The organism is Streptosporangium sp. 'caverna' (genome assembly GCF_003203775.1).
GTDB lineage: Bacteria > Actinomycetota > Actinomycetes > Streptosporangiales > Streptosporangiaceae > Streptosporangium > Streptosporangium subroseum.
The window spans coordinates 5,227,877-5,243,060 of sequence record NZ_CP029711.1 but is presented as its reverse complement, the minus strand read 5'-3'; the positions used below and the strand labels follow the sequence as shown (position 1 = coordinate 5,243,060).

The following is a 15,184-nucleotide window of genomic DNA, read 5'->3' as shown; positions in this document are numbered from 1 at the left end:
CGGCTCGGCGACGCGGGGCCGGCCTGATGGAAGTGCGTGCACACCGACGCGGGCACTGTCCGCGTGAGGCCGGATGGCGCGGTGGGCGCATGACCGCGCGGAAAGCTTCCGGCGAATCGTTGGTGCCTGCCCCAAGCGTCGCTCAGCTGAGAATGCGCTCGGTGAGCAGCCAGACGCCGATGCCGATCATGGCGGCTCCGGACAGGCGGCTGATGAGGCGCGCCGCGGCGGGCCGGCCGTGCAGGACGGTGCGGGTGAGGGCGCCGAGGCAGAGGTAGAACAGGGCGCAGGTGGCCATGAAGGCCAGGCCGAGGACGCCGATCTGCCCGGCGACGGGCCAGGCGCCGTGCGGGTCGGTGAACTGCGGGAGCAGGGCGAGGAAGATCAGCAGACCTTTGGGGTTGAGACCGCTGACGCCGATGCCGCGCAGGAAGGTGTTCCAGTCGGTGCCGGCCGGGGCGGTGGCCGGGGTGTCGGGTGTGGCGGGGTGGGCGAAGGTCATCGCGCCGTGCCACATCAGGTAGAGACCGCCGACGAGGGTGAGGCCGGTCAGGACGGCCGGGGATCCGGCGACCAGGGCCCCGACTCCGGCCGCGACGATGAGGGTGATCGCGGCGTAGCCGACGACCAGCCCGCTCACCGCCGGGTACACCGACCGGCCCCGTAGCCCGGCACCGATGGTGAAGGCCCAGTCCGCGCCCGGGACGACGATGAGCAGGAACGCGACCGCCCAGAAAGCGAGCACGGAGCCGGCGGCCATGAATGGATTCCTCCCGGTCGATCAGCGGATATGGGAAGAATACGTTTGATGTGCCCAAAGGTGTTTCCAACTTTTCCCCGATCGGGTCGCATGTATGGAAGAATTTTCTACGTGGATGCGATCGACCGGAAAATTCTTGCTGTGCTCCAGGAAGACGGCCGTCTGACGATCACGGAGCTCGCCGCACGGGTGGGGCTGAGTGTCTCGCCCTGCCACCGCCGGCTGCGGGAGCTGGAGCGCAGCGGGACGATCCGCGGCTATCGGGCGATCGTCGACGCGAGCGCCCTCGGCCTGACGTTCCAGGCGCTCGTCTTCGTCACCATGCGCCAGGAGGACCGCGACACCCTGCTGGGTTTCGAGGCGGCGGTCGCGCGGGTGCCCGAGGTGGTGCAGGCGCAACGGTTGTTCGGCGACCCCGACTACCTGCTGCGCATCGTCACCGCCGACCTGACCGCCTACCAGGAGCTGGAGGACGACGTCCTGTCCGCGCTCCCCGGCGTGCAACGCCTGAACTCCACCCTCGTCATGAAACACGTCGTGAACGACCGGCCCCTGCCCACCTGACGTCAGGCCAAGACACATGGGGGTGGCGCCGGGGCATGAGCCGGCTCACCCGGCCGGGGACAGATGGAGGCGCTCGGCCGTATGCGCGAAGTGCGGCCCCTCACCGAGCGGTGGAGCGATCCCGGATCAGGTCTGATGCGGTGTCGTGTCAGCGGCCGTGTCAGTACGGCAACGGCCCGGTATCAGAGCGGTCGGCGATGGTGGATGCCATGAACTGTTCAGCGATCGCGGCACTCGCGGCCGCGCCCGTGGTCGCCGGCGCTCCCGCCGCGTCCGCGACGGCGAAGCCGGGGGTCGAAATCTCCGGCGGGCTGACGCGGCCCGCCTTCTCCTAAAGGGTGACGGGCTCGCTCATAAGCAGTGATCCGATCGCCCGTACCCGCACGCCTGCGGTCCCGCTTGTATCCCAGCTATTCGGTGTTGCTATGTACCGGTAGTCAGTGTTACTTTCTACTAGTACATAGCAGCACCGAGTAGCTGGAAGGAGGGGCATTCCATGGCCAAGCAGGTAACCGAAATGCTCAAAGGCGTGCTGGAAGGCATCGTCCTGGCCATCCTGTCCGGCCGGCCCGCGCACGGCTACGAGATCACCGCATGGCTGCGAGAGCAGGGCTTCTCCGACATCGCCGAAGGCACCATCTACGCACTGCTCGTCAGGGTCGAGCGACGCGGCCTCGTCGACGTGGAGAAGGTCCCCTCCGAAAAGGGGCCACCGCGCAAGGTGTACTCCCTGAACGCACACGGACGGGAGTACCTCGAAGAGTTCTGGAGGACCTGGAGCTTCCTCACCGAACGGCTCCAACAGCTCCACCAAGGAGGTAAGCAGACATGACCACAGAGCCGACCGAACCGAAAAGCCGCTACCGGCAGTACCTGGAGATGGTCACCGGGCCACTTGAGGACAAGAAACGCTGGCGGCAGTACAAGGCACGCGTCAAAGAGCTTCCCGACAACTATCACACGGCGGTCGAAGCGCTGGAGCGATACCTGATGCACTTCGGGCCGACAGCTCAGGCAGACAGCCTGCTGGAGATGCTGGAAGATCTCGCCGATCTGTTCGAGCAGAGCGCGGCCGACGAAACCCCGATCCGCGAAATCGTCGGGCAAGACCCCGCGGAGTTCGCCGAGGCGTTCCTGGCGAACTACCCGGGAGGGTCGTGGATCCGCCGGGAGCGGGAACGGCTGAGCAACGCCATCGACCGCGTCACGGGCGACACGCCGTGACCCGACAGAGAACGGATACCCGAATGACAGCCAATCAGGTCCAGGGTCCTGCGATCCACGTGCAGGGCTTGGAGAAGTCCTACAAGGAACTGCGGGTGCTGCGCGGCGTGGACTTCGACGTGGCGCACGGCAGCATCTTCGCGCTGCTCGGCTCCAACGGGGCGGGCAAGACCACGGTGGTGAAGATCTTGTCCACGCTGCTCAAGGCCGACACCGGCACCGCCGCCGTCAACGGCTTCGACGTCGCCACCCAGGCCGCGAAGGTGCGGGAGTCCATCAGCCTCACCGGACAGTTCGCCGCCGTCGATGAGATCCTCACCGGGCGGGAGAACCTGGTGCTGGTCGCCAAGCTGCGCCACCTCAAGAATCCCGGCACGATCGCCGATGACCTGCTGGCGCGGTTCTCGCTGACCGAGGCGGGCGCGCGCAAGGCGTCGACGTATTCGGGGGGCATGCGCCGACGCCTGGACATCGCGATGAGCCTGATCGGCGATCCGCCGGTCATCTTCCTCGATGAGCCGACCACCGGGCTGGACCCCCAGGCGCGGATCGAGGTGTGGCAGACGGTCAAGGAACTCGCCGGGCGGGGCACGACGGTGCTGCTCACCACGCAGTATCTGGACGAGGCCGAACACCTCGCCGACCGGATCGCGATTTTGCACGAGGGCCGGATCATCGTGAACGGCACCCTGGCCGAGCTCAAGCAGATGCTCCCGCCGGCCCAGGTCGAATACGTCGAAAAGCAGCCGACCCTCGAAGAGGTCTTCCTCTCGCTCGTCGGTGCCGACGGTAAGGACGGCGAACGCCGGGCAATGACCGCAACCTCGGCACGGATGGATGAGGAATAACGATGACCAAGCATTTCTTCGGTGACACGACCGTGTTGCTGGGACGCTCTCTGCGCCACATCACCCGCAGCGTGGACACCATCATCACGACCGCGATCACGCCGATCGCCATGATGTTGTTGTTCGTCTACGTGTTCGGCGGTGCGATCGACACCGGGTCGGTGTCGTATGTGAACTACCTGCTGCCCGGCATCTTGCTCATCACGGTTGCCTCGGGCATCGCCTACACCGCGTTCCGGCTGTTTCTGGATATGAAGAGCGGCATCTTCGAGCGTTTCCAGTCGATGCCGATCGCCCGGTCGTCGGTGCTGTGGGCGCACGTGCTGACCTCGCTGGTCGCCAATCTGATCTCGCTCGTCATCGTCGTGCTCGTCGCTCTGCTGATGGGTTTTCGCTCGGGGGCCGGCGTGCTGGCGTGGCTCGCGGTGGCGGGCATCCTGATCCTGTTCACCCTGGCGTTGACGTGGCTCGCCGTCATCGCCGGTCTGTCGGCGAAGACGGTGGACGGCGCGAGCGCGTTCTCCTACCCGCTGATCTTCCTGCCGTTCATCAGTTCGGCATTCGTGCCCACCGACACCATGCCCGGCCCGGTGCGTGCCTTCGCCGAGAACCAGCCGGTGACCTCCATCGTCAATGCCCTGCGCCACCTGTATACCCAGCAGCCGGTCGGCACCGATATCTGGATCGCCCTGGCTTGGTGTGTCGGCATCTTGGTCGTCGCCTATGTCTTCGCCATGACCGCCTACCGCCGCAAGATCTCCTAGCCTGTGCCGGCCGGGTCCGTTCTGATCCAGATCAGCGTGACGGACAGGCGGATCGATCGGGCGGTCGCGCTTCTTCCCGCGGCGCAGCGATCAGCGCTGGTTACCCGCCCGAATGCACTTCCTGCGATCAACAGAATTCTGAATGCACCCTAGCCTTCGAGCCACGGAAAACACGCACTATCGCGAGATGAGGAATGACCGTGAGTGAGTCCCTCCACACCGTCACCACGATGCCGACCGCGCGTCAGCCCGGCTGCCCCTTCGACCCGCCCAAGGAGCTGATCGAGGCCCGCGAGCACGGCCCGATCAGCCACTTCCCCTTCCCCGACGGACACCAGGGCTGGCTGGTCACCGGCTACGACCTGATCCGGTCGATCCTGGCCGACCCGCGCTTCAGCTCCCGCAAGGAGCTCATGGGCCACCACCCGCTGGTCGACTACGGCGACATCGAGGTCCCCCCGGCGCCGCCCGGCGAGTTCCTGCTGATGGACGAGCCCCAGCACAGCCGCTACCGCAAACCGCTGGTCGGCAAGTTCACCGTCCGGCGCATGCGACTGCTCACCGAACGCGTCGAGCAGGTCACCGCCGAACACCTGGACGCCATGGAAAAGGCCGGGCCGTCGGCGGACCTGGTGACCGCCTTCGCCAAGCCCATCCCCTCGGTCATCATCTGTGAGCTGCTGGGCGTGCCGTATGAGGACCGGGGCTCCTTCCAGGACAACATCGATAAGTTCCTCGGCGGTGAGGTCAGCGACGAGGACCTGTTCGCGGCCTACACCGCGACCCAGAACTACCTCGCGGAACTGGTGGCCGCCAAGCGCGTCAACCCCACCGACGATGTGCTCAGCGACCTGCTCGACAGTGATCTGACCGACGAGGAACTGAAGGGGATGGCCCTGATCTTGCTGTCGGCCGGGTTCGACACCACCGCGAACATGCTGGCCCTGGGCGCCTTCGCCCTGCTGCAGAACCCCCAGCAGCTGGCCGCGCTGCGCGCCGAGCCCGCGCTCACCGACGGGGCCGTGGAGGAGCTGCTGCGGTATCTGACCGTCGTCAAGCAGCTGACGAGGGTCGCGCTGCAGGACGTGGAGCTGGGTGGCCAGACCATCAAGGCCGGCACGACGGTCATCTTGTCGTACGCCACCGCCAACCGCGACCCCGAGCGCTTCACCGACCCCCACACCCTTGATGTGCGCCGGCAGGAGGGCGGGCATCTGGCCTTCAGCCATGGCATCCACCAGTGCCTGGGCCAGCAGCTGGCCCGCGTCGAGATGCGCGTCGCGCTGCCCGCGTTGCTCAACCGCTTCCCCACGCTGCGCCTGGCCGTACCGGCTGAAGAGGTCGCTCTGCGCCCGGAGACCGCGGACATCTACGGGGTCAAGAGTCTCCCGGTCACCTGGGACGCGTGACCGCCGGGGCCGGTGACGGGCGAGACCGCCTACGGCCGCCCGTCACCGCTGTGAGCGCCGCGACGCCCTGGACGGAGATCGCCATGGCATCCGCCTGAAATCCACCATACTCGCCCGACCTGCGATGATAACGGTCCGATGAAGGTCGGCGGTATTTGCGGGTTGCGCGCGGTGGAGGTTGGTCGGTTGTCGCCACAGTTCGGCAGAAATAGTGATGTGCAGGTCGAATTGCTCGGGCCGTTCGAGGTCCGGAACCGTGACGGGGCCGTGGTGGAGGTTCCCGGGATCCGGTTGCGCGCGCTGCTGGCCGCACTCGCCCTCGAGCCTGGCCGGATCGTCTCGCGCGGGAGGCTGGTGGACTGGATCTGGGGGCAACGGCCGCCCGCGGACGAAGTGAATGCCTTGCAGGCGTTGGTGTCCAGGCTGCGCAGGGTGTTGCCGGCCGGTGTGATCGAGGCGGATTCCGGCGGGTACCGGCTGGCCGTGGCTCCTGATGCCGTGGACGTGTGCCGGTTCGAGCACCTGGTCGGTCAGGCCCGTGCCGCCGAGCCTGCGGTGCGGGCGGATCTACTGCGCTCGGCCTTGGCACTGTGGCGCGGTGCGGCCATGGCGGACATCGCACTGCGAGACAGCGATACGTTCGACGCCGCAGGCGCGCGGCTGGACGAACTCTACGTTTCCGCGCTCGGGGATCGGGTGGACGCGGATGTTCGCCTCGGCCGTGGCTCGGAGCTGGTCTCCGAGCTGACCGAGCTGGTTGCCACGTATCCGCTGCGGGAGGGGTTCGTGGCGGCCTTGATGCGAGCGCTCGCCGAGGCGGGGCGTGGGACCGAGGCGTTGACCGTGTACGAGCGGACGCGCGAGCGGCTCGCCGAGGAGCTGGGCGCCGATCCATCGGCCGAGCTCTCCGCGCTGCACACCGCGCTGCTCCGTGGCGAGCTGGGCGAGCGGACGGAGAACCGCAGGACGAACCTGCGCGCCGAGCTGACGAGTTTCGTCGGCAAGGACGATGACATCTCCGCGGTCGCCGGTCTGGCCGTCGACCACCGGCTGGTCACCTTGACGGGGGCGGGTGGCTCCGGCAAGACAAGGCTGGCCACGGAGACCGCGCGGACGATGCTCGCCGAACTGCCGGATGGGGTGTGGGTGGTCGAACTGGCCTCGGTGCGGCCAGGCGGTGAGCTGGCGCAGGCCGCCCTTACCGCGATCGGCCTGCGTGACCAGACGTTGCTCGGTGGTGCGCGGGGCGGGGAACCGATGGATCGGCTCATCGCCGCGGTCCGGGAGCACGCGATCCTGCTGATCCTGGACAACTGCGAGCACGTGATCGAGGCGGCCGCGGTTTTCGCGGATCGGCTTCTGGGGGAGTGCCGGAGGCTGCGAATCCTGGCCACGAGCAGGGAACCGCTCGGTATCACGGGGGAGGTGCTGTGGCAGGTCGAGCCACTCGCGCTGCCCGCGAAGGGAGCGGACCCCTCCGAGATCGGGACCTCGCCCGCGGTGCGGCTGCTGCGGGACCGCGCGGGTCTGGTGCGCAAGGACATCGGCACGGGCGCGCACACCTTGTCGACCATGGCGCGAATCTGCCGGGCGCTCGACGGGATGCCGCTGGCGATCGAACTGGCCGCGGCAGGGCTGCGCACCATGTCCGTCGATCAGCTGGCACGTCGGCTCGATGACCGATTCCGTCTGTTGACCGGCGGCAGCCGTACGGCGCTTCCCCGGCACAAGACGCTGCGCGCGGTCGTGGACTGGAGCTGGGATCTGCTGACCGAGGCCGAACGCGGCGTGCTGCGGCGGCTCTCGGTGTTCTCCGGCGGGGTGAGCCTGGAAGCGGCCGAACGGGTGTGCGGGGACGAGGCATTCGGCGGGGAGCGGGTATTCGAACTGCTGACCGCGTTGATCGAGAAGTCGCTGCTGCTCGCCGACGGCGAGGACACGCCGCGCTACCGGATGCTCGACACCATCAGGGAATACGCGGCGCACCGCCTCGCCGAAGCCGGGGAAACCGAGCCGGCGCGCCGGGCGCACCTTGCCTACTTCACCGAGCTGGCCGAGACGGCCGAGCCGCACCTGCGCCGGGCCGAGCAGCTGGAGTGGCTGTCCACGCTCGAGGCCGAGCACGACAACATCGGTGCGGCCCTGCGCGGGGCGATCGCCGAGGGACGGGCCCAGGAGGCGATGCGGCTGGTCGCGGCCGTGGGCTGGTACTGGTTCCTCAGCGGGCACAGGGCCGAGGGCACCGAGCTGAGCATCGCGGCGACCTCGCTGCACGGTGAGGTGTCCGATGAGGTGCGGGCGGTGGCGAACACCATCGTGACGGTGTTCGTGACCTCCGGGGCCAGCCGCGACCAGTATCAGGCGCGGGAGTGGATCGAGGAGGCGCACCGGCTCACCCAGCGCGGCGAGTATCGCAACCCGCTGCTCGGGTTCATCGGACCGCTGGAGCGGATGCTGCAGGAGCCGATGGAGTTCCTGCCCGCGTTCGAGCCGCTCATCGCCGCCGACGATCCATGGGTGCGCGCGCAGGCCAGGCTCGCTCGCGGCCGACTGCGGCTCACGCTCGGCGGCGACGTGACCGACGTGGACGTCGACGTCGACATCGCCCTTGCCGGGTTCCGTACGGTGGGTGACCGATGGGGGATCTCGTCGGCGCTGGCCTTCCTGGCCGAGCGGCTCGCCATGCGCGGCGAGTTCGCACGCGCGTGTGAGCACTACGAAGAGGCGGTCGCGGCGCTGACCGAGATAGGCGCGACCGAGGACGTGGTCAGTCTGCGGGCGCGGCAGGCTCAGCTGTACTGGCTGATCGGCGATGAGCGATCCAGCACGTCCGCCATGGCCGAAGCGCAGCGATGCGCGGGTGGGATCACCTGGCCGGACGAGCTTGCCGAACTGGAGTTTTCGAAGGCGCAACTGGCACGCTGGCGCGGCGAGCCGGACAGGGCACACCGGCACCTGGCCACGGTGCCGGCACCGAGCGACTTCCTCCACATCAGGGTCATGGACCTGTACGGCTACCTCGCCGAGGATCTCGAGAAGGCCCGCGCGCATCGGGCCGAGGCGTTCCACATGGCTGTGAAGCACATGTATCACCCACCGCTGATCGCCGAAGTGTTGATCGGGATCGCGGATCTCGCGCTGCGCCAGGGACAGTACGAGCAGGCCGCGCGACTGCTCGCGGCAAGCGACGGCGTGCGCGGCACGCCGGATCGTTCGCAACCGGACGTTTCCAGGATCGCCGCGGACACGCGGAGTCACCTCGGTGAGACCGTGTTCACCGAGGCGACCCGTGCCGGTCGGCAGCGGGATTGGCGTGAGCTGGCCGAGATCACGCTCGCTCCGTGAACGACACGGAGTGGATGAATCTATAGATATACGCCGGAATGCTGGATAGATTTACAGGATGTTCACCCTCGGTGCCCTCGCGCGGACCCTCTCCTTGGAGCTGCGGGTCCTCGTTCCCGGCCCGCCCGGCGCGATGGAGGCGGAAGTGACATGGGTGCACACCACCGAGTTGCCCGACCCCTCGAATTACGTGCGCGAGCGTGAGCTCGTACTGACCAACGGCCTGTGGATCGGTCAGGTGACGCCGGCGGAGTTCGTGGCGAGCATGAAGCGGGCGGGAGCCGCGGGGGTCATGTTCGGCCTGCTCGCGACCACCCCGGCGACGCCGGGGGAGCTGGTCGACGCCTGCCGGGAGGCGGACCTGCCGCTGCTGGAGATCTCCCCGAGGGTGCCGTTCACCGCCGTCTCCGAGACGGTCGCCGCCATGTACGCCGAGGAGCGCCAGAGCGTGCTGGTCGGCATGGTGCGCAGGGGCGACGCGCTGGCCAGGGCGATCTCGCGCGGTGCCGGCGCCTCCGGCGTGCTCCAGATCCTCCGGCGCGATCATGATCTGCCGCTCGCGGTGGTCGACCGGATGGGCCGGCTGCTCGCCGAGGCCGGAGCCCGGCTCGATGACGAGCAGCTCCAAGTGGTGGCCAGAGGGCTGGCCCGCCGGCCACCGGCGCTGGAGCTGGAGCTGGGTCCCGCCGATCGCGCGACCCTGTTCCTGGTGGGAGCGGTCGGCGACGTCGACGCCGCGCTGATCTGCCTCCGCCCGGTCAGCGCTCTCGACCGGATCGAGCAGGACGCACTGGAGCAGGCGGCTCGTTTCCTCAGTCTGGAGGTGGCCAAGCAACAGGCGGTGCAGGCGATCGAGCTGCGTTTCGCCAGCGAGCTGCTGGAAATGGTGCTCTCCGGCGGGCGGCGGGCGGCCGAGGTTCCGGGCAGGCTGCAGGCGTTCGGCGTGGACGCCGGGGGCCCGCTGGCCGTGTGCGCGATCGCCTTCGCCGAGGGTGAGGCGGCCACGCTGCCCGGTCTTGCCGAGGTGGTCGGGGAGTTCTTCGTGACCGAGGGGGTTCCGGTCGTCGTGGCGGGCGGCACCCAGGACGTGGTGGCGGTGCTGTCCTGGCGATATCCGGAAGACGGGCTGGTGTCGCTGGCGGAGCGGCTGGCCGGGGCCGTGGCGCGGCGATTCACCGGCCGTCGCCCCGTGGTGGGTCTCGGCGGCGTCGCCGACGACTCCGCCGGTCTGCGAGAACCCCTGACGCGATCCCGGGAGACGTGCCGGGTGCTACGCCGCAGCCGCGGCGGGCCCGTGGCGCGGACCTTCGCCGAGCTGGGCACGCACCGGCTGCTTCTCGGGCTGCAGGACGCGGGGGCGCTACGGGGCTTCGCCGACGTCGTGCTCGTGCCGATGCGCGAGCACGACGTCAGGCGCGGCGGGGAGTTGGAGGTGACGTTGCGTGCCTTCCTGGATCACGACGGGCACTGGGCCGCCACCGCCGCCTCCCTGCACGTTCACGTCAACACGCTGCGGAACCGGCTGTCCAAGATCACCGAACTGACCGGCCGCGACGTGAGCCGTACCGAGGACCGGGTGGACCTGTTCCTCGCTCTTGAGGCCGACGCCATGAGCTGACCCCCGGGGCACCGCCCGATGCGGGCGCAGGGCGATCTCCGGGTCGGCCGCCGCTGCCTCGGCCACGTCGCGGCAGTGAGCGAACCGCACGTCCCCGCACGTGAGCGCGGACCTCGATCGCCCGCACGAAGTCCGCCCGCTCCTGGAGCGGGGTCATCGACGTGGGCGGCCGATGACCGCGGGAATGGTGCGCCACCTCGTGCCCCCGCTCGACGATCGACCCCGCCATGCCAGGTCCCACTCATGTCCACCGTCATGCTCGCCGGCTCAGACCCCGGCCCGGATGCCTGCCGCCCGCCACCGGCGCGTATTGTCCAGCGTCGCCATGGGCTGCACCATCATGTGGTCGAAGTCCTCCAGCGCCGCCCCCTCAGCCAGACGACGGGGAAGGTCGGGGTTGGCCAGCGCCCACCGGCCGACCGACAGGACATCCGCGTGCCCGTCGGCCAGCACCTGGGCCGCCTGCGCCGGCTCGTGCATACCGCCGTTGGCGATCACCGGAAGACCGCTCACCCGGCGAGCCAGGCCGGTGATCGTGGAGCCGCCCGCCAACCTCGCGGTCTCGATCCAGTCCCGGCCCTCGCTGGCGATGTGCAGATAGGTCGCGCCCGCGTCGGCCAGAGCCGTGAAGATGACCTCCGCATCGTGAGCGCCCCCCGGCCAGCGGTGGCCGAAGTCGTTGACCTTGGTCTGGGACAGCCGGATCCCGACGCAGAAGGACGACCCGACCTTCGCGCGGATGGCCGCCACGACCTCCGCGGCCAGGCGGACCCGGTTGGCGATCGGACCGCCGTAGGAGTCGTCGCGCCGGTTGGTGTAGTCGGTGAGGAACTGGTCCAGCAGGTAGCCGTTGGCCCCGTGCACCTCGATCCCGTCGAACCCGGCCTCGCGCGCGTTCACCGCCGAGGTCACGAAGCCGCGCACCGCCTCCTCGATATCGGCCGGGTTCATCTCCCGAGGAGTCGCCCATCGTCCGTGGCCGCCGTACTCGGGCATCTTCTCCCCGAGCGGTGGCACGGCGGACGGGCCCGCGGTGTCCTTCCGGTAGTGGCTGCCCTGAGACAGCGCGCCCGCGTGCATGAGCTGCAACACGATGGGCGTCCCCGCGGCGTGCACCCGGTCGGTGGTCTCCCGCCAGGCCGCCACATGCGCCTGCGACACGATCCCCGGCTGGTTGAGGTATCCCTGGCTGTACAGGGTGTCGGTGTAGGTGCCCTCGGTGATCACCAGCCCGAACCCGCCGCGTGCAAGCTCGGCGTAGTAGCCGGCCATCTCCTGGGTCGGGGTGCCGTCCGGGGCGGCCGAGACCCGGGTCATCGGCGAGACCGCGAGCCGGTTGACCAGTTCCAGATCCCCGATCCGTCCCGGCTCCAGCGACGGGTGCCGTACACCGAAGGTGGAAATGCTCATGCTGTCCTTACTCCTTGAATGTCATGACGGCCGGGCAGCAGGTCGACCGCCAGCGACGTCGGGCTGTTCCCGTTGATCTCGACCAGGTCCTGGGGGCATGCGGAGACCACCACCACGCAGTCCATGGCGGCCTCGAAGGTGATCGCGTCGCCCGGTCGGCCGGCTGCGGGCAGCCGGCCCAGCTCTCCCGACTCCCGCACCGGGATCCGCATGAACACGTTGACCGGCTGCGGGGTGACGGCGACGGCCAGGCCCAGCGTGGCCAGGGACCGGCGCAGGTTCTCCGCACACGAGGCGTGAGCCTCCCGCACGCCGAGCGCGGCGTAACGCGCCGGATCGCAGGCGGCGATCAGCATGTCGTGCCAGCCCGGAGAAGTGTCGGAGACCAGCGTCAGGATCGGGCGACGGCCATTGGTGACGAACTGCTCGCCCACCGCCGGGAACAGGCGACTCGTATGACTGCGCGTATGCGAGGCACTGAGATGCTCGGTCACGTCGCCGGCGCCGAAGGCGAACAGGTCGCCCACCTGCCCGCCTTCGAGGTCGACCACACGCACCCGCTGCCCGGCGGCCACCGTGACCGCGCGCCCCTCGCGAGCGGGCACGGTCACTCGTTTCTCAACCGTTGTCGACTCCATGCTCAGCAGCAAACCACCGGACCGACCGGACCGGCCATATAGCTTCCTACTGCATTTCGGAGTAACAATGGAGATATCTACACAGAAGAACCTACGCCGCCGGTGATACCTGACGCGGGCAACCGCCTCCCACGCGCTGACCGGCGAGAAGGTTCGTTTTCCGTGGTGATCTCGTCAATCACGGTACCGACGCCGGCCCCAACGACGTGGCCTGCACACCGCCGGCCGTCTCGAACGTGAGCCTGCGTCGCCGGCCGGTCGCTGAGCGCTCCGCCACCTGAACGACGGCCGCGTGAGGGTCCGTCATGTGGACTACGACCGACCCTCCACCCCGGAGTGGCGTCGACCACGAGGTGCGGCATGACAACCGCCGTGAAGACCGCCGCCCTTTCAGCGCAGCGTCTCGGCCCAGTTCGCCGGAACGCGCCCCGCCGGGCCGGGCGTGGGCTGGTCGAGCGGATGGCTCACCGGGGGAGCGAGGTCGGGACCCGACTCGTACATCTCGGAGGCGTCGTAGTCCCAGAACCAGTTCTCGCCCGGTTCGAAGCTGCGGATGACCGGGTGCCCGGTGCCCTGCGCGTGGGCGGAGGCGTGCTTGGACGGGGAGTCGTCGCAGCAGCCGATGTGACCGCACTGGGCGCAGCGCCGCAGGTGGAGCCACCATCCACCCGACGCGGTGCACTCGGCGCAGCCGGTGCCGCTCGGCGGGACGGAGGGGTCGATTCCGTTCGGCGTGGTCATGACGACTCCTCGGGAGTGTTCGTAACGATCAGGGTGAGGCGCGTACCAGGAAGCGGGTGTTGCCGGGCACGGACTGCACCTGGAGGCTTCCGTGACGCTTGTTGACGACGATACGCCAGAAGACGTCCAGGCCAGGACCGGTGCCCTCACCCGCCGGTTCGGCGCTGGGGAAGGGGTCGAAGATCCGGTCGCACCCCCGGTTAGGCTCATGATCGTGACGATCGAAAACTCGCACTGCTCCTTCTGCGGTCAGGCCTTCATCCCCGGCCGGCCCTGGCCGCGCACCTGCTCCGGCTGCGGCAACACCGGTTACCTCAATCCGCTGCCGGTCGCGGTGATGGTGCTGCCGGTGGACGACGGCCTGCTGGTGATCCGCCGTGACGTCGAACCGCACCGCGGCGGGCTCGCCCTGCCCGGCGGCTTCATCGACGTGGGGGAGTCCTGGCAGCAGGCGGCCGCCCGGGAGCTCCGCGAGGAGACGGGTGTTGTCGTCGACGCGGACGAGGTGCGGCTCTTCGACGTGCTCAGCGCCCCCGACGGCACCGTGCTGATCTTCGCCCTGGGGCCGCGGACCAGCTCGGCCGCCCTTCCGCCGGTCGCGCCCACGGCCGAGACGACGGAGTGGCTGCTGATCGACGGGCCGCGCGAACTGGCGTTCTCGCTGCACACCCAGATCGCGGCGAAGTACTTCGGCCGAAGGGGCGGAGTCCCTGCCTGACCTGCGAAAACGGAGAGGTCCGGCAATGTTCGATCAGGCTTGGCGGGAGAGCGCCATCGGGTCGCATCTGGGTATGGAAACGACCTAAACCTGGGCGTTCCGCGAGGGCTCCTGAGCCTCCGCGCGGCCTTCGTCGCGGGCGCGGGCGAGCAGGTCCGCCAGACGCCGGCGGCGGCGCCGGGTGATGGCCCGGTAGGAGAAGAAGAGGATCACGAGAAGCGCGACCAGGGCCAGCTGGGGCCAGGGCACGGTCCAGACCGTCACGTCGGTGGCGGCGTTCTCGACCACGGCGCCGGCGGGGGCGCCGCCCTGGACGGACGGGGACAGGGTGACGGTCGTGGAGAGCGGGCCCAGGGCCCAGACTCCCGCGATGCGGGTCTCCACCGTACGGCTGTCGCCGGGGAAGATCTCCTCGACCCCGGTCTTGGCGTCCCGTTCGGCCAGACCGGACAGGTCGCCGGCCGTCGCCTCGCCGGTTCCGCTCGCCGCGACGTTCCCCTTGTTCGTCGCCGTGTACCTGACCCGGATGACACCGGACGAGAAGGGATTCCATGACTGCTCGTACGTGGCCGTGAGATCGCTGACCGCCATCGCCGCCGTGATCGTGCCGGTGGCGCGCATCATGACCCGGAACCCCACCCGGCTCTCCACGGAGACCGTGCTGCTCGCGCTGGTGACCGTCGCGGCGATGCCGGCCGGATGGTCCCCCGGCGAGGCGTCACGCGGCACGGTGATCGTGAACGGCACCACCTTCGTCTCGTTGGCCCCGACGGTGACCTCGTTCTGGACCTTGACCCACGTGCCGCCGTCCACTGAGGCGTGGTCGGATTGGAGCATGTTGAAGCGGCCCTTGTCGGTGAGGTAGCCGTCGGCGGCCTTCAGGGCGAAGACGGCGGAGGCGTCGCTGAAGTTCCGCACGGCCAGATGCTCGGTCACGCTCTGACCGGGGTCGATGGTGAGCTCGATCCACCGGCGGCCGTCCGGGCCCTGCTGGTCGGCCGGCTGGACCGACCAGGTGAGCGTCGGTTCGGCCAGCGCGCCGGTGGGCACGAGGGGCACGGTGAGGAGCGCCGCGGTGAGTACGGCGAGGAGCCGCGGCAGCGTCTGTGACAAGGTTCGGATCACGGCGAGGTCCTCCGGCGAAA

At 69.1% G+C, this 15,184-nt stretch carries 16 protein-coding genes; 10 read left to right on the top strand and 6 right to left on the bottom strand.

Going from position 1 to position 15,184, the window contains the following annotated elements; translation table 11 throughout:
• Positions 1-142 precede the first annotated feature (142 nt).
• The gene (locus DKM19_RS23210; protein WP_110698308.1) at positions 143-760 is read right to left on the bottom strand and encodes a LysE family translocator; all 618 of its coding nucleotides are present in this window, start codon (positions 758-760) and stop codon (positions 143-145) included.
• Positions 761-871: 111 nt separating this feature from the next.
• Between DKM19_RS23210 and DKM19_RS23205 the strand changes: the two genes are divergently transcribed.
• From DKM19_RS23205 to DKM19_RS23170, 9 genes are all read left to right on the top strand, one after another.
• Positions 872-1,324 (top strand): Lrp/AsnC family transcriptional regulator, encoded by a 453-nt coding sequence (locus DKM19_RS23205; protein ID WP_089206765.1) that lies wholly within the window; start codon positions 872-874, stop codon positions 1,322-1,324.
• Between the two features lie 209 nt (positions 1,325-1,533).
• Positions 1,534-1,659: a hypothetical protein gene (locus DKM19_RS52560; protein ID WP_255415542.1), complete on the top strand. Its 126-nt coding sequence runs from the start codon at positions 1,534-1,536 to the stop codon at positions 1,657-1,659.
• Between the two features lie 161 nt (positions 1,660-1,820).
• Positions 1,821-2,156, top strand: coding sequence for a PadR family transcriptional regulator (locus DKM19_RS23200; protein WP_110698306.1), 336 nt, complete (start codon positions 1,821-1,823; stop codon positions 2,154-2,156).
• Positions 2,153-2,548, top strand: a complete 396-nt coding sequence (locus tag DKM19_RS23195) for a DUF1048 domain-containing protein (RefSeq protein ID WP_110698304.1) — start codon at positions 2,153-2,155, stop codon at positions 2,546-2,548. Before DKM19_RS23200 ends, DKM19_RS23195 begins: the two co-directional genes overlap by 4 nt.
• Positions 2,549-2,571: 23 nt before the next feature.
• Positions 2,572-3,396, top strand: coding sequence for an ABC transporter ATP-binding protein (locus DKM19_RS23190; RefSeq protein ID WP_110698302.1), 825 nt, complete (start codon positions 2,572-2,574; stop codon positions 3,394-3,396).
• 2 nt (positions 3,397-3,398) lie between these two features.
• Complete coding sequence (locus DKM19_RS23185) at positions 3,399-4,160, top strand: ABC transporter permease (RefSeq protein WP_110698300.1); 762 nt, start codon at positions 3,399-3,401, stop codon at positions 4,158-4,160.
• A 200-nt stretch (positions 4,161-4,360) separates the two neighbouring features.
• The gene (locus DKM19_RS23180; protein WP_110705909.1) at positions 4,361-5,569 is read left to right on the top strand and encodes a cytochrome P450; all 1,209 of its coding nucleotides are present in this window, start codon (positions 4,361-4,363) and stop codon (positions 5,567-5,569) included.
• A 216-nt stretch (positions 5,570-5,785) separates the two neighbouring features.
• The gene (locus DKM19_RS23175; protein WP_162641692.1) at positions 5,786-8,914 is read left to right on the top strand and encodes a BTAD domain-containing putative transcriptional regulator; all 3,129 of its coding nucleotides are present in this window, start codon (positions 5,786-5,788) and stop codon (positions 8,912-8,914) included.
• Between the two features lie 58 nt (positions 8,915-8,972).
• Positions 8,973-10,532, top strand: a complete 1,560-nt coding sequence (locus tag DKM19_RS23170) for a helix-turn-helix domain-containing protein (RefSeq protein WP_110698296.1) — start codon at positions 8,973-8,975, stop codon at positions 10,530-10,532.
• Positions 10,533-10,799: 267 nt separating this feature from the next.
• On the opposite strand, the gene DKM19_RS23165 is transcribed toward DKM19_RS23170, so the two are convergent.
• From DKM19_RS23165 to DKM19_RS23150, 4 genes are all read right to left on the bottom strand, one after another.
• Positions 10,800-11,942 (bottom strand): tRNA-dihydrouridine synthase, encoded by a 1,143-nt coding sequence (locus DKM19_RS23165; protein ID WP_110698294.1) that lies wholly within the window; start codon positions 11,940-11,942, stop codon positions 10,800-10,802.
• Complete coding sequence (locus DKM19_RS23160) at positions 11,939-12,547, bottom strand: DUF1989 domain-containing protein (RefSeq protein ID WP_204358964.1); 609 nt, start codon at positions 12,545-12,547, stop codon at positions 11,939-11,941. Before DKM19_RS23160 ends, DKM19_RS23165 begins: the two co-directional genes overlap by 4 nt.
• 423 nt (positions 12,548-12,970) lie before the next feature.
• Positions 12,971-13,321: a UBP-type zinc finger domain-containing protein gene (locus DKM19_RS23155; protein ID WP_110698292.1), complete on the bottom strand. Its 351-nt coding sequence runs from the start codon at positions 13,319-13,321 to the stop codon at positions 12,971-12,973.
• A gap of 28 nt (positions 13,322-13,349) precedes the next feature.
• Complete coding sequence (locus tag DKM19_RS23150) at positions 13,350-13,556, bottom strand: hypothetical protein (protein WP_110698290.1); 207 nt, start codon at positions 13,554-13,556, stop codon at positions 13,350-13,352.
• Between DKM19_RS23150 and DKM19_RS23145 the strand changes: the two genes are divergently transcribed.
• The gene (locus DKM19_RS23145) at positions 13,536-14,039 is read left to right on the top strand and encodes an NUDIX domain-containing protein (protein ID WP_110698288.1); all 504 of its coding nucleotides are present in this window, start codon (positions 13,536-13,538) and stop codon (positions 14,037-14,039) included. The two genes, DKM19_RS23150 and DKM19_RS23145, sit on opposite strands and share 21 nt — an antisense overlap.
• A gap of 84 nt (positions 14,040-14,123) precedes the next feature.
• Here DKM19_RS23145 and DKM19_RS23140 read toward each other — a convergent pair whose 3' ends face one another.
• Positions 14,124-15,164, bottom strand: coding sequence for a WxL protein peptidoglycan domain-containing protein (locus DKM19_RS23140; RefSeq protein ID WP_110698286.1), 1,041 nt, complete (start codon positions 15,162-15,164; stop codon positions 14,124-14,126).
• Positions 15,165-15,184 lie beyond the last annotated feature (20 nt).